This is a genomic window from Duganella sp. 1411 (assembly GCF_017833525.1).
Lineage (GTDB): Bacteria > Pseudomonadota > Gammaproteobacteria > Burkholderiales > Burkholderiaceae_D > Rugamonas.
In genome coordinates, this window is record NZ_JAFICD010000005.1 from 222,071 (window position 1) to 235,058 (window position 12,988).

Annotated in this window: 13 protein-coding genes; 8 read left to right on the forward strand and 5 right to left on the reverse strand. The window is 64.4% G+C overall.

What is annotated here, in order from left to right; translation table 11 throughout:
• Positions 1 to 26: 26 nt before the first annotated feature.
• Together JOD97_RS23965 and tsaE are read right to left on the reverse strand one after the other, a co-directional pair.
• Entirely contained in the window at positions 27 to 1,493 is a 1,467-nt protein-coding gene (locus tag JOD97_RS23965; RefSeq protein WP_209724217.1) for an N-acetylmuramoyl-L-alanine amidase, read from the reverse strand.
• Positions 1,457 to 1,942, reverse strand: coding sequence for a tRNA (adenosine(37)-N6)-threonylcarbamoyltransferase complex ATPase subunit type 1 TsaE (gene tsaE, locus JOD97_RS23970; protein ID WP_209724595.1), 486 nt, complete (start codon positions 1,940 to 1,942; stop codon positions 1,457 to 1,459). The genes JOD97_RS23965 and tsaE overlap by 37 nt, the downstream gene beginning before the upstream one ends.
• 67 nt (positions 1,943 to 2,009) lie before the next feature.
• Here tsaE and queG point away from each other — a divergent pair, with 67 nt between their 5' ends.
• Positions 2,010 to 3,128 carry a tRNA epoxyqueuosine(34) reductase QueG gene (gene queG / locus JOD97_RS23975; RefSeq protein WP_209724219.1) on the forward strand — a complete coding sequence of 373 codons (1,119 nt, stop codon included), beginning with the start codon at positions 2,010 to 2,012 and terminating at the stop codon, positions 3,126 to 3,128.
• 66 nt (positions 3,129 to 3,194) lie between these two features.
• Positions 3,195 to 4,952 carry a DUF885 family protein gene (locus JOD97_RS23980; RefSeq protein WP_209724222.1) on the forward strand — a complete coding sequence of 586 codons (1,758 nt, stop codon included), beginning with the start codon at positions 3,195 to 3,197 and terminating at the stop codon, positions 4,950 to 4,952.
• Positions 4,953 to 4,958: 6 nt separating this feature from the next.
• Here JOD97_RS23980 and JOD97_RS23985 read toward each other — a convergent pair whose 3' ends face one another.
• The 3 genes from JOD97_RS23985 to JOD97_RS23995 all read right to left on the reverse strand — a co-directional run bounded on the left by JOD97_RS23985 (position 4,959) and on the right by JOD97_RS23995 (position 7,851).
• Positions 4,959 to 5,165, reverse strand: coding sequence for a hypothetical protein (locus JOD97_RS23985; protein ID WP_209724224.1), 207 nt, complete (start codon positions 5,163 to 5,165; stop codon positions 4,959 to 4,961).
• Between the two features lie 66 nt (positions 5,166 to 5,231).
• A complete protein-coding gene (locus tag JOD97_RS23990) occupies positions 5,232 to 5,819 on the reverse strand; it encodes a response regulator transcription factor (protein WP_209724226.1) in 588 nt (195 codons plus the stop codon).
• 4 nt (positions 5,820 to 5,823) lie between these two features.
• Positions 5,824 to 7,851 carry a PAS domain S-box protein gene (locus JOD97_RS23995; RefSeq protein ID WP_209724228.1) on the reverse strand — a complete coding sequence of 676 codons (2,028 nt, stop codon included), beginning with the start codon at positions 7,849 to 7,851 and terminating at the stop codon, positions 5,824 to 5,826.
• Between the two features lie 130 nt (positions 7,852 to 7,981).
• Between JOD97_RS23995 and JOD97_RS24000 the strand changes: the two genes are divergently transcribed.
• The 6 genes from JOD97_RS24000 to JOD97_RS24025 all read left to right on the forward strand — a co-directional run bounded on the left by JOD97_RS24000 (position 7,982) and on the right by JOD97_RS24025 (position 12,980).
• Positions 7,982 to 8,968 carry a TRAP transporter substrate-binding protein gene (locus JOD97_RS24000; RefSeq protein ID WP_209724230.1) on the forward strand — a complete coding sequence of 329 codons (987 nt, stop codon included), beginning with the start codon at positions 7,982 to 7,984 and terminating at the stop codon, positions 8,966 to 8,968.
• A 63-nt stretch (positions 8,969 to 9,031) separates the two neighbouring features.
• Positions 9,032 to 9,595: a TRAP transporter small permease gene (locus tag JOD97_RS24005; protein ID WP_209724232.1), complete on the forward strand. Its 564-nt coding sequence runs from the start codon at positions 9,032 to 9,034 to the stop codon at positions 9,593 to 9,595.
• Complete coding sequence (locus JOD97_RS24010; RefSeq protein ID WP_209724234.1) at positions 9,592 to 10,872, forward strand: TRAP transporter large permease; 1,281 nt, start codon at positions 9,592 to 9,594, stop codon at positions 10,870 to 10,872. The genes JOD97_RS24005 and JOD97_RS24010 overlap by 4 nt, the downstream gene beginning before the upstream one ends.
• A 479-nt stretch (positions 10,873 to 11,351) precedes the next feature.
• Complete coding sequence (locus tag JOD97_RS24015; RefSeq protein ID WP_373999933.1) at positions 11,352 to 11,849, forward strand: methylated-DNA--[protein]-cysteine S-methyltransferase; 498 nt, start codon at positions 11,352 to 11,354, stop codon at positions 11,847 to 11,849.
• Complete coding sequence (gene xerD / locus JOD97_RS24020) at positions 11,825 to 12,730, forward strand: site-specific tyrosine recombinase XerD (RefSeq protein WP_209724238.1); 906 nt, start codon at positions 11,825 to 11,827, stop codon at positions 12,728 to 12,730. Before JOD97_RS24015 ends, xerD begins: the two co-directional genes overlap by 25 nt.
• 70 nt (positions 12,731 to 12,800) lie before the next feature.
• Positions 12,801 to 12,980, forward strand: coding sequence for a hypothetical protein (locus JOD97_RS24025; RefSeq protein WP_209724240.1), 180 nt, complete (start codon positions 12,801 to 12,803; stop codon positions 12,978 to 12,980).
• Positions 12,981 to 12,988: the final 8 nt, after the last annotated feature.

Sequence of the window (12,988 nt, forward strand, 5' to 3'; positions counted from 1 at the left end):
AAAATAAATGAGTTGTTCGATAGGGTTCACGTCAGCCGGTTCTTCGCCAGCGGCGGGTTCTTGGCGAAATAACGCCGTATGCCTTTGACGATGGCGTCGGCCAATTGATTCTGGTAGCCGTCGTCGAGCAGCTTGGCCTCCTCCTCCGGGTTGGAGATGAAGGCCGTCTCGATCAGGATCGACGGGATGTCGGGCGCCTTGAGCACCGCGAAGCCGGCCTGCTCGACCGAGCCTTTGTGCAGGCGGTTGATGCCGCCGATCTCGCCCAGCACCGATTTGCCCAGCTTGAGGCTATCGTTGATCTGCGCCGTGGTCGACAGGTCGAACAGCACGCCGGCCAGCTGGCGGTCGTGGTTCTTGACGTTGACGCCGCCGATGGTGTCGGCCTCGTTCTCCTTGTCCGCCAGCCAGCGCGCCGCCGTCGAGCTGGCGCCTTTTTCCGACAGCACGAACACCGACGAGCCGCGCGCGGTCGGCTGCACGAAGGCGTCCGCGTGGATCGACACGAACAGGTCGGCCTGCACCTTGCGCGCCTTTTCCACGCGTTTTCCGAGCGGGACGAAGTAGTCGCCGTCGCGCGTGAGCATCACGCGCATGTTGGGGTGGTCCTCCAGCTTGGCCTTGAGCCGTTTGGCGATGGCCAGCACGATGTCCTTTTCCCTGCTGCCGTTCTTGCCGGAGGCGCCGGGGTCCTCGCCGCCGTGGCCGGGATCGAGCGCGATGGTGATCATCCGCACCATGTTGTTTTTCTCCGCCTTCTCGGCGGCTTTGGCCTGCGCCTCGGCGGTCTTGACCTGGTTGCGCAGTTCCGCGCGCGGCTCGGCCTTGATGTCCGGCTTGAGCGCCTCCATTTGCGCTTGCGGTGTTTGCGGCGCGTTGGCGGCGATCTCCGCCTCGCCCGGTTTGAGCGGCGGCATGTCGGCCTTCGGCGCGGCGCCGGCGGCGTCAGGCGGCGGCTTGCCGTCGCTCGACCAATTACCTTTTTCGATCATCGCGGCGATCGGGTCGGCCTCCTTGACGGGGTACAGGTCGAAGATCAGGCGGTCCTTGTAGTGGCCCGCCGGCGGCAGCGTGAACACCTGCGGCCGCACCTCCTCCTTCAGGTCGAACACCAGGCGCACCACGTTGGGCCGGTTCTGGCCCACGCGCACCTGCTTGATGTACGGGTCGTTGGACTGGATCTTGGCGACCAGGCTTTTGAGCGTCGGATTGAGCTCCAGCCCTTCGATGTCGACCACCATGCGTTCCGGGTCCTTGACGATGAAGTGGGTGGCCTTGAGGACGGCGTCGTTCTCCAGCGTGACGCGGGTGTAGTCGTCGGCCGGCCACACGCGCACGGCCAGGATCTGTGCCGCGCTGGCGCGCAGCGGCGCGGCGAGGGACGTTACCGACAGCATCAGGGTGGCGCCGGCCTTCAGGACGGTGCGCCGCGAGACGGCCGGAGTGGACTCCGCGCTCACATATTGGGAGCGAATTTGAGGCTTTGAAGGCATGAGTTACCCAGGGCGGTGGACGCCTGCAATTCTACATCACGGCCGTTGCCGGCCACGGTCAGATACAGGTCGATATCGGGCGGCGGCAGCACGCGGTCGGCTTTTTCGGGCCATTCGACGATGCAGATGTTGTCCCCGTTGAAGTCTTCACGGAAGCCGGCGTCGAGGAATTCCTCGGCGCTGCCCATGCGGTACAGGTCGAAATGGATGACGTCCACGGCGCGGCCGCCGAGTTGTATCCGGTATGGTTCCGACAAGGTGTAGGTCGGGCTTTTGACGGTGCCGACGTGGCCCGCCGCGTGCAGCAGCGCGCGGGTGAGGGCGGTTTTGCCGGCGCCCAGATCGCCGTGCAGGTGGATCGCCAGGCCGGGCGCCAGCGCCCGCGCCAGCGCCGCGCCCAGTGCCGCGGTGCCGGCTTCGTCGTGGAGATGGGCTTTGAAGTGCTGCATCGAATAGAATGTCATGTTGGTTGAATCGCCAGCCATTGTAACCGCCCGCGTCCCTGTCAAACCACTGATGTCCTTGCCAGAATCCAATTTAGCCGAACTCGCCCTCAGCATCAAGCGTTGGGGTGTGGAGCTGGGCTTTGCCGAAATCCGCATCACCGACATCGACCTCAGTCACGCCGAGGCGGGCCTGCGGGCGTGGCTGGACGCCGGCATGCATGGTGAAATGGACTACATGGCCGCCCACGGCATGCTGCGCGCCCGCCCGGCCGAACTGGTGCCCGGCACGGTGCGGGTGATCAGCGCGCGCATGAACTATCTGCCGAGGGAGGCCGAAAGCGGGGAGGATGACTGGCGCGGGCGCGAGTTGCGCCGGCTGGCCGATCCCGGCGCCGCCGTCATCTCGGTCTACGCGCGCGGCAGGGACTACCACAAGGTGCTGCGCGCGCGGCTGCAGCAGCTGGCCGACAAGGTCAAGGCGGAAATCGGCGAATTCGGCTACCGCGTGTTCACCGACTCGGCGCCGCTGATGGAGCTGCCGCTGGCGGAAAAGGCGGGCCTGGGCTGGCGCGGCAAGCACACCTTGCTGCTCAGCCGGACCGCCGGCTCGATGTTCTTCATGGGCGAATTCCTGGTCGATTTGCCGCTGCCGGTGGACCCGCCGACCGGCGCCCACTGCGGCCAGTGCTCGGCGTGCATCGACGTCTGCCCCACCCAGGCAATCCTGGGGCCGGGCCGGCTCGACGCGCGGCGCTGCGTGTCCTACCTGACGATCGAGCTGAAAAGCGCCATCCCACTCGACATGCGGCCGTTGATCGGCAATCGCGTGTACGGCTGCGACGACTGCCAGACCGCCTGCCCGTGGAACAAGTTCGCCCAGCGCGCGGTGCTGCCCGATTTCGACGAGCGCCATGGGCTGGGCGACGCCTCGATGGTGGAGCTGTTCGCGTGGAGCGAGGAGGAATTCAACCGCAAGATGGAGGGCAGCCCGATACGGCGCATCGGCCACGAGCGTTGGCTGCGCAATCTGGCGGTCGGCCTGGGCAACGCGGCGGCGGCCGGCGCCAGGGGCGACGCGGCGATCGTCGCCGCGCTCACGGCGCGCCTGGAGCACCCATCGGCGCTGGTGCGCGAGCATGTCGAATGGGCGCTGGCCTGTCATGCCGAGGGGCCGGCGACCGGGGCTTGAGCGCTGGTTCGCGTGGCGCGATTGGGCTACACTCGTGTGCTTATCCTCCTTAAAAGGCCCATGTCCATGCAAACTTCAACCAGGTTCATAGCGCTGCTGGCCGGCGCCTCCTTTTCCATCGCCGCGCAGGCGGTCAGCTTCGACGCATGGGCCGACAAGGTCGCCGACGCCAAGGTGCGCAGCGATCCGGAGCAGGCCACGCAGAAGCAGTATTTCAGCGGCAAGGAGCAGGACCGGTTGGACCGCGCGCTCACGCCCAACACCCCGGAATACCGCAAGGCCGAAGTGGCCAAGGCCAAGGCCGCGCTGACGCAGCTGGCGGCGATCGATCAAAAGTCGCTGACGCCGCAGCAGCGCGCCAGCGCCGCCGCCATCGCGTGGAACCTGCAGGGCGCGGTCGACGCGGAGGCGTTCGAGGATCACCAGTTCGTGTTCAACCAGTTCACCGGCCTGCATGTGCAGATCGTGAACTTCCTGTCGCAGCAGCATCCGATCCGCAACCAGCGCGACGTCGAAAACTATCTGGCGCGCTTGAAGGCCGTCGGCGGCAAGATCGACGCCGGCATCGCGCGCGCCCGGGGCGCCGCCGGCCGGGGCTTCCTGATGCCGACCTTTATCACGCAATCGTCGATCGGGCAGCTGGACCGCTTCCTCGACGGCGGCGCCGAAAAGAACGTGTTGGTCGCCTCGCTGACGCAGCGCATGGGCGCCCTGAAGGACGTCCCGGCCGAGCGGCAGGCCAGGTTCACCGCGGAGGCCACGGCCACCGTCAAGCAGTCGGTTCTGCCGGCGTTCGAGCGCACCCGCAAGCTGTTGCAGGAGCAGCTGCCGCGCACCACCGACGACGCCGGCCTGTGGCGCCTGCCGAACGGCGACAAGGCCTACGCGCTGGCGCTGCGCCGCATGACGACCACCGACTACACGCCGGCACAGATCCACGACATCGGTCTGAAGGAGGTGGCGCGCATCGAGAAGGAGATGGACGGTTTGCTGGCGTCGCTGGGGTACAAGGACGGCGGTATCAAGGAGCGCATGATCAAGCTGGAAGCCGATTCGCAGCCGAAGGAAGCGGACCCGCGTCCGGCGATGCTGGCGCGCTACGACGCGCTGATGCGCGACGCCGAGGCCAGGGCCAGGGATTTGTTCGACGTCACGCCGAAGGCGCCGGTGGTGGTCAAGCGCGAGCCGGCGTTTACCGAGAAGACGGCCGCCGCGCATTATTCGGCGCCGGCGAAGGACGGCACGCTGCCTGGCGTCTTCTGGGCGCCGATGCCGGGGCCGGATTACCGCATTGTCGGCATGCGCACGCTGGTGTACCACGAGGCGGTGCCGGGTCATCACTTCCAGATCGCGCTGCAACAGGAGAACACCGGGTTGCCGCGTTATCGCCGCGACCGCGTGTTCGGTTCCGGTTCGGCGTATGTCGAGGGCTGGGCGCTGTATGCGGAGCAGCTGGCGTCGGAGAACAAGTGGTATGACGGCGATACCGTGGGTCGTTTGGGGCAGCTCGACGCGGAGCTGTTCCGCGCCAAGCGGCTGGTGGTCGATACCGGCCTGCACGCGATGAAGTGGACGCGCCAGCAGGGCATCGACTACGGCATTCCGGCGTCGGAGGTGGAGCGTTATGTGGTGATGCCGGGGCAGGCGTGCGCTTACAAGATCGGCATGATCCGCATCCTTGACCTGCGGGAGAAGGCGCGGCTGGCGCTGGGCGACAAGTTCTCGATCAAGGCGTTCCACAACACGGTGCTGCAGACGGGCGACGTGCCGTTGTCGGTGCTGGAGAAGGTGGTCGATGAGTGGATCGCCACGCAGAAGGGGTGATGCGTGTCAGGTGCCCGTTTTCTTGGGAGGTTTTTGGAACGGGTGTTCGCCTGGCAGGGTGATCTTGGCCTTCGACCAGTAGGCCTCTACCGCTGCTTCATCATTTGGATCGTAAGGCGAATCCGGATCATCAACCCAATCGGGCGCCCTGGCAATTGCCGCGTCAATCTGCTCTGGGGTGAAATAGGCTTCTGAAATACTTTTGCGTTTCATGTTTGCCACCGTGTTTTTCACATGTTAGGCGGCGATATGAGGCAAATCAAGCAAGTTGATGCGGTTTTACTTCAGCAACCCCGCCAGCTCGACCGCCGTCTTGACCTGCATCTTGTCGAAGATGTGCGCGCGGTGCACTTCCACCGTGCGCATGCTGATGCCCAACTGATCGGCCACCACCTTGTTCATCTTGCCGGCCAGGATCAGGTCCAGCACCTCGCGCTCGCGCACCGACAGCGTCGCCAGGCGCGCGTGCACGGCCGCCATCTCGCCGGCCTGGCGCGACCCGGCCAGCCCCTCCTGCACCCGGTCCATCAACTGGTTGTCGTTGAACGGCTTCTCGAAGAAATCGAAGGCGCCGCGCTTCAAGGTGTCGACCGCCATCGGCACGTCGCCGTGGCCGGTCAGGAAAATCACCGGCATGCGCTGCGTCAGCCCGCGCGCGGCCAGCTGGTCGAACACCGCCACGCCGTTCATGTCCGGCATGCGCACGTCGAGCAGCACGCAGTCGCCGTCGGCGTCGAATTCGCCCATCTCCGCCTGCTGCAGAAACTGCAGCGCGCCCTCGTAGGCGCGCGACGCTATCCCGCGCGAAGTGGCCAGCCAGGTCAGCGAGTCGCGTACGACCGCTTCGTCATCGACGATGTGCAGCATTTTCTTAGGTCTCCTGTTCCGCGGCCACCGGCACCGCCGGCAGCACGAACGTAAATATGGTTCCGCCCTGCGGATTGGCGCTGTGGGTGAGCGAGCCGCCGTGGAATTCTATCGCAGTCCGGCAAATGTTCAATCCCATGCCCATGCCCTCGGCCTTGGTCGAGAAAAACGGCGAGAACAAACGCTCGGCCACGTCGTCCGGAATGCCGTGCCCCTGGTCGATCACCGCCACGCTCACCTGCGCGGTGGCCGCATCATACTCCGCCACCACGTTGAGCATGCGCCGCTGCGGCGGGATGTGCTGCATCGCCTCGATGGCGTTGCGGGTCAGGTTCAGCAGCACCTGCTCGATCATCACGCGGTCGGCGCGCACCGCCGGCAGGTCGGCCGGGATGTCGGTCTGGTACGAGACGTAGCTTTGCCGCGCCTGCAGTTCGATCAGCGCCTGGATGCCGTCGAGCAGCGACTGGATGCCGACCGCCTGGCGCAGCGGCTCGCGCTTCTTGACGAATTCGTGCACGCTGCGGATGATCTGGCCGGCCCGCTGCGCCTGCGCGCTGGCCTGCTCCAGCGCGGGCTTGAGCAGCGCCGCGTCGACCGCGCCGCCCTTGTCCTGCGCCCGTCCCAGCACATTGAGCGCGCCGGTGGTGTAGCTGGAGATGGCGGCCAGCGGCTGGTTCAGTTCATGCGCCAGCATCGAGGCGATTTCGCCCATCGTCGCCAGGCGCGCGCTGGCCTGCAGCTTTTCCTCCTGCTGGCGGTTCAGTTCCTCGACGCGCTTGCGGTCCGAGATGTCGAGGATGGAGCCCATCCAGCCGGTCTGCTGGCCGTTGTTGTCCACCAGCGGCGCCTCGAACACCAGCACCGGCACGCGCTGGCCGTCGGGGCGCTGGAAGAAGGTCTCGAACTGCGGCGTGACCTTGCCCGCCAGGACCGAGGCGAAGCGGGTCTGGTATTCCTCCATCGCTTCCGGCGCCCAGTAGGGCATGGGCGGCAGGCGGCCGACGATGTCCTCGGCCGGGTAGCCGACGATCTGGCAGAACGCCGGGTTGACGTAGGTGATGCGCCCTTCGAGGTCGCGCGCGCGCAGGCCCGTCACCAGCGAGTTCTCCATCGCGGTGCGGAACGACATCTGCTGGCGCAGCGCACCCTCGGCCTCGAGCCGGCGCGAGATGTGGCCCCACAGCGCCACCAGGCTCCATAACAATCCGAGCGAGAGCACGATGACCGAGCCGACCAGCAAATTGGGCAGCAGCTTGGGCGCGCTCTTGACGCTGTCCGTCACCAGCCTGACCGAGGCCCCGGGCAGGTCGAGCGCGCGCTTGTGGGTGTAGACACCGTGCCCGGGACCGGCCGCCGCGCGCCGCGCCAACACCTTGTCGTCGCGGTCCACCAAGGTGACCTGGTTGTCCTGGGCGAACCACCACGGCACCATCTCGTCGAGCAGCGCGCTGGTTTTGTAGGTGGCGATCAAATCGCCGATGTAGTCGGCGCCGCGGAACAGCGGCACGTGGTAATCCATCAGCACCTCGGAGGGGGCGGCCGTCAACGTCGACGCCTGCACCTCGGGCTGGGTGTACATCGAGGTGCGCGTCTTGCGCGTCAGCTCCATGGTGGCCTTGGACGCCGGCGTCAGCTCGACCGGGGTCGCTTGCGGATCGCTACTGGCCACCAGCCGGCCGTCCGCGCCGAGCCAGACCACGCGCAGCACCTCGTGGCCGTTCCTGAGCACCCGGGCCAGGCGCTCGTGCATCTGCTCCGCCGTCAGGCGCCCGATGCTGATCTCCTGCGCCAGCGCGCGCAGGCTTTCCTCGTCGCGGCCCATTTGAAAACGTATCGTTTGCTCAACCCACAGCGTGTCGGCGATCAGCTGCTCCTGGCGCTCGTTGCTTTCCATCTGGCGCGCCTGCCACGGCAGCCAGATCAAAATCGCCAGAAAAAACAACACCAGCACGATCGGCAATAGCCAGCGCAGCGCCGAGTTCGCGTGCTGTCGTCGGGCCGGAAGCGGCTGGGAATGCGGGTTTGTCATGGGCGCTCAGGGTATAGCGTTGGCGGGTGGGAGTCATTGTGGTTTTCCACAATTGATTAGTGCGACGTTGTCCTAAAGAATCTATCAAACTACAATAATAGTGTACTTTCGAAACCCCCCAGGAGACTTCATGAAACTGAAACACGTATTGCTCGTGCTGAGCGCGGCACTGAGCTTTAACGCCTACGCGCAAGCTCCTATCGTCATTAAATTCAGCCACGTGGTGGCGACCGACACCCCCAAGGGCCAGGCGGCTGAACGTTTTAAACAACTTGCCGAGAAGGCCACCAACGGCCGCGTCAAGGTCGAGGTGTATCCGAACAGCCAGCTGTACAAGGACAAGGAAGAGCTCGAAGCGCTGCAACTGGGCGCGGTGCAGATGCTGGCGCCGTCGCTGGCCAAGTTCGGCCCGCTGGGCGTGAAGGAGTTCGAGGCCTTCGACCTGCCGTACGTGTTCCCGTCCAAGACCGCGCTGTACAACGTCACCGAGGGCGAGATCGGCAAGGGCCTGATGAAAAAGCTCGAGCCGAAGGGCATCACCGGCCTGGCGTTCTGGGACAACGGCTTCAAGGTCATGTCGGCCAACAAGCCGCTGCGCGCGCCGGCCGACTTCAAGGGCCTGAAGATGCGCATCCAGTCGTCCAAGGTGCTCGACGCGCAGATGCGCGCGCTGGGCGCCAACCCGCAGGTGCTGGCGTTCTCCGAGGTCTACCAGGCCTTGCAGACGGGCGTGGTCGACGGCACCGAGAATCCGCCGTCGAACATGTACACCCAGAAGATGCATGAGGTGCAGAAGTACGTGACCGTGTCCAACCACGGCTACCTGGGCTACGCCGTGATCGTCAACAAGAAGTTCTGGGACGGCTTGCCGGCCGACATTCGCACCGCGCTCGACAAGGCGATGAAGGAAGCGACCACGTTCGAGAAGGCCATCGCCCAGCGCGACAACGACCTGGCGCTCGAGGCGATCAAGAAGACCGGCAAGACCGAGATCTACACCTTGAGCGTGAAAGAACAGGCGGAGTGGCGCAAGGCCCTGCTGCCGGTGCAGCAATCGATGGAAAGCCGGATCGGCAAAGACCTGATCTCGGCCATCAATAAAGAAGCGGCAAAATAAAAGCCTGCCTGGCGGGGCGGCGCTCGTCGCCCCGTCCACCATTCCTCACTGAAGGATCCCCCTATGAAATTCCTCGATCGACTCGAAGAATGGCTGATCGCGACCCTGATGGGCGCGGCCACCATCCTGATCTTCGTCGCGGTGCTGCACCGCTACCTGTCCGGCCTGCCGATTCCCGGCCTGCAGGACTTCCTCATCCAGGTCAACACCAGCTGGGCGCAGGAGGCGTGCATCTACATGTTCGTCTGGATGGCCAAGTTCGGCGCCGCGTATGGCGTGCGCACCGGCATTCACGTCGGCGTCGACGTCATCATCAACCGCATGAGCACGCCTTGGCGCAACAAGTTCGTCGTCTTCGGCCTGCTGGCCGGCGCGCTGTTCACCGGCATCATCGGCACCCTGGGCGCCAACTTCGTCCACCACATGGCGCAGACCGACCAGACCTCGGCCGACCTCGAGATCCCGATGTGGATCGTCTACCTGGCCGTGCCGCTGGGATCGTACCTGATGTGCTTCCGCTTCCTGCAGGTGCTGGTGGCGTTCGTCAAAACCGGCGAGCTGCCCAAACACGACCACTCGCACGTCGAGGGCCTGGATGAAGAACTGGACCAAGGAGCCAAAGCATGAACGCCCTGATTATCTTCGTGCTGCTGCTGGCGCTGATGTTGACCGGCATGCCGATCTCCATCTCGCTCGGCCTGACGGTGCTGACCTTCCTGTTCACGATGACCCAGGTGCCGATCGACACGGTGGCGCTCAAGCTGTTCACCGGCATCGAGAAATTCGAGATCATGGCCATCCCGTTCTTCATCCTGGCCGGTAACTTCCTGACGCACGGCGGGGTGGCGCGGCGCATGATCAACTTCGCCAGCTCGATGGTCGGCCACTGGCACGGCGGCCTGGCGCTGGCCGGCGTGCTGGCCTGCGCGCTGTTTGCGGCCGTGTCCGGCTCGTCGCCGGCCACGGTGGTGGCGATCGGCTCGATCATCCTGCCGGCCATGGTGCGCCAGGGCTATCCGAAAAGCTTCGGCGCCGGCGTCATCACCACCTCGGGCGCGCTCGGCATCCTGATCCCGCCGTCGATCGTGATGGTGATGTATTCGGTCACCACCAACACCTCGGTCGGCCAGCTGTTCATGGCCGGCGTGGTGCCGGGCATCATGCTGGCGTTCCTGCTGGGCCTGACCACCTGGTACCTGGCGCGCAAGAAGGGCTATCCGCGCATGCCCAAGGCAAGCTGGGGCGAGCGTTGGGCGACCTTCCGCAAGAGCGCCTGGGGCCTGCTGCTGATCGTCATCGTCATGGGCGGCATCTACAGCGGCAGCTTCACGCCGACCGAGGCGGCGGCGATGGCGGCGGTGTACGCGTTCTTCATCGCCGTGTTCGTCTACAAGGATCTCAAGCTCAAGCAGGTGGGCAAGGTGCTGCTGGACTCGGCGGCGATGTCGGCCATGCTGCTCTACATCATCACCAACGCCATCCTGTTCTCGTTCCTGATGACCAGCGAAAACATCCCGCAGGCGATGGCCGAGTGGATCACCGGCCAGGGCCTGGGCGTGATCAGCTTCCTGCTGGTGGTGAACATCCTGCTGCTGTTGGCGGGCAACGTGATGGAGCCGTCGTCGATCGTGCTGATCATGGCGCCCATCCTGTTCCCGGTGGCGATGAAACTGGGCATTGATCCGGTCCACTTCGGAATCTTGATCGTCGTCAACATGGAAGTGGGGATGTGCCATCCGCCGGTCGGCCTGAACCTGTACGTGGCCTCGGGGATTACCAAGATGGGCATCACCGAACTGACCGTTGCCGTATGGCCATGGTTGTTGACGATGCTGGGCTTCTTGATCTTGATCACATATGTACCACAAATTTCTCTGTGGCTCCCAAGATTAATTTACTCTTAAAGTAACGCTGCGCTGCAACCTGAAAAAAACGGGAAAAACCGAAAAAGATACGTTATGATGGCGTCGCTCTCAGGGATTCACGAATAAGCAAATTTGGTGAAGTAGCAAAGAGCACGGAATAGTAGGTGGGGAGTGTGAAAGAAACGGTACTTGATACCGGCAATCGATCGAGGAGACACACGTTTTACAGAATGTCGTTGTGATAGTCGCTGCAGGCCGCCACAAGCGCGCTACGGGGACACGCAAACGACCGGGAACGTGAAGCAGGTTTAAAAACGCACCGTCAGGTGCGTTTTTTTTCGCCCCGGCGTTTTACAATGCGGGGGTGGCGCGACACGTTTGCGTCACCGTTGTACAACTTGTGCAACGCAAGGCTGTCGCTAGCACGCAACAAGATGGTGCGTTGCGAAAAACGGCCCGGATCAACGAAGACCTTTTTTGGTGCACCAACTGTGACGAATATACAACAACAGCGTGAAATTTTTTCCGCCATCGCGGACTTGCCATTCGGAAAAATCGGAGTGCGCACCGCAAGTGGTCTGATCACCGAGCTGTGTTACCTGCCGCCCCATTTTGATGCGAAGGACGCCGAGGACGCGGCGGCCGAGCTGGCGCTGAGCCAGCTGCAAGCCTACTGCGAGGACGCCGATTACCGCTTCGACCTGCCGCTCAAGCAGGCCGGCACCGAGTTCCAGAAGACCGTGTGGGGCGCCATCAGTTCCATCCCGCGCGGCAGCGTGCGCACCTACGGCGAGCTGGCCAGGCACATCGGCTCGGCGCCGCGCGCGGTGGGGCAGGCCTGCGGCGCCAACTGGTTCCCGATCGTGGTGCCGTGCCACCGCGTCACCTCCGCCGCCGGCCTGGGCGGCTTTGCCAACAGCGACGATCCCAACGGCTACCTGCTGGGCATCAAGCGCTGGCTGCTGGCCCACGAAGGTTCGAGCGAATACGCATGGCAACAGACAACGCTGCTCTGATCGACGAGTTTTGCGACAGCCTGTGGCTCGAGGACGGCCTGTCGAAAAACACGCTCGACGCCTACCGGCGCGACATGCGCCTGTTCGCCCGCTGGCTGGAGTCGCAGCGGCCCGGCGTGGCCGGCCTGGCGGCCGTGGCCACGCACGATATCCAGGGCTATATCGCGGCGCGCCACGAGGACAGCGGCAAGGCGACGTCCTCCAACCGGCGGCTGTCGGTGATCAAGCGGTTTTACCAGTTGCTGCTGCGCCAGCGCCGCATCACGGACGATCCCAGCCTCAAACTGGTATCGGCCAGGCAGCCGCACCGCTTCGTCCACACCTTGAGCGAAATTCAAGTTGAAGCCCTGCTGGCGGCGCCCGACGTCAACACGCCGCTGGGCCTGCGCGAACGCACCATGCTGGAGCTGATGTACGCCAGCGGCCTGCGCGTGTCGGAGCTGGTGGAGCTCAAGATGCTGGAGCTGAGCCTGAACGACGGCGTGCTGCGCGTGACCGGCAAGGGCGCCAAGACGCGGCTGGTGCCGTTCGGCCAGCAGGCCAGGGTGTGGATCGAGCGCTACGTCAGGGAGGCGCGCGGCGTGATCCTCAACGGCCAGGTCGACGACGCGCTGTTCGTGACCGGGCGCGGCGGGCCGATGACGCGGCAAATGTTCTGGGTGGTGATCAAGAAGCATGCGCTCAAGGCCGGCATCACGGCGCCGCTGTCGCCGCACACCTTGCGCCACGCGTTCGCCACGCATTTGCTCAACCACGGCGCCGACCTGCGCGTGGTGCAGTTATTGCTTGGTCATTCGGACATCTCTACTACACAAATCTACACCCATGTCGCGCGGGAACGTTTGAAGCACCTGCATGCGCAACATCATCCGCGAGGCTGAAAAACTTGCGTCGGCCGTAACTGCGTCATAATGTGAGCAGGTAATCCACCGGATAGAGAAGAGGTAGCAAATGGCGAAGACAAACTTCCAGTACGAAAAACGTCAGCGCGAGCTGGAGAAGAAGAAAAAGGCGGAAGAAAAAGCCCGGCGCAAGGCCGAGCTTAAGGCCAACCCGGGCCTGGCCGAGGAGGGCGAGGTCGTCGAGGACGACGAAGAGGGCGGCGAGACCGCCGAAGCACCCAAAGAGTAATGCAATCG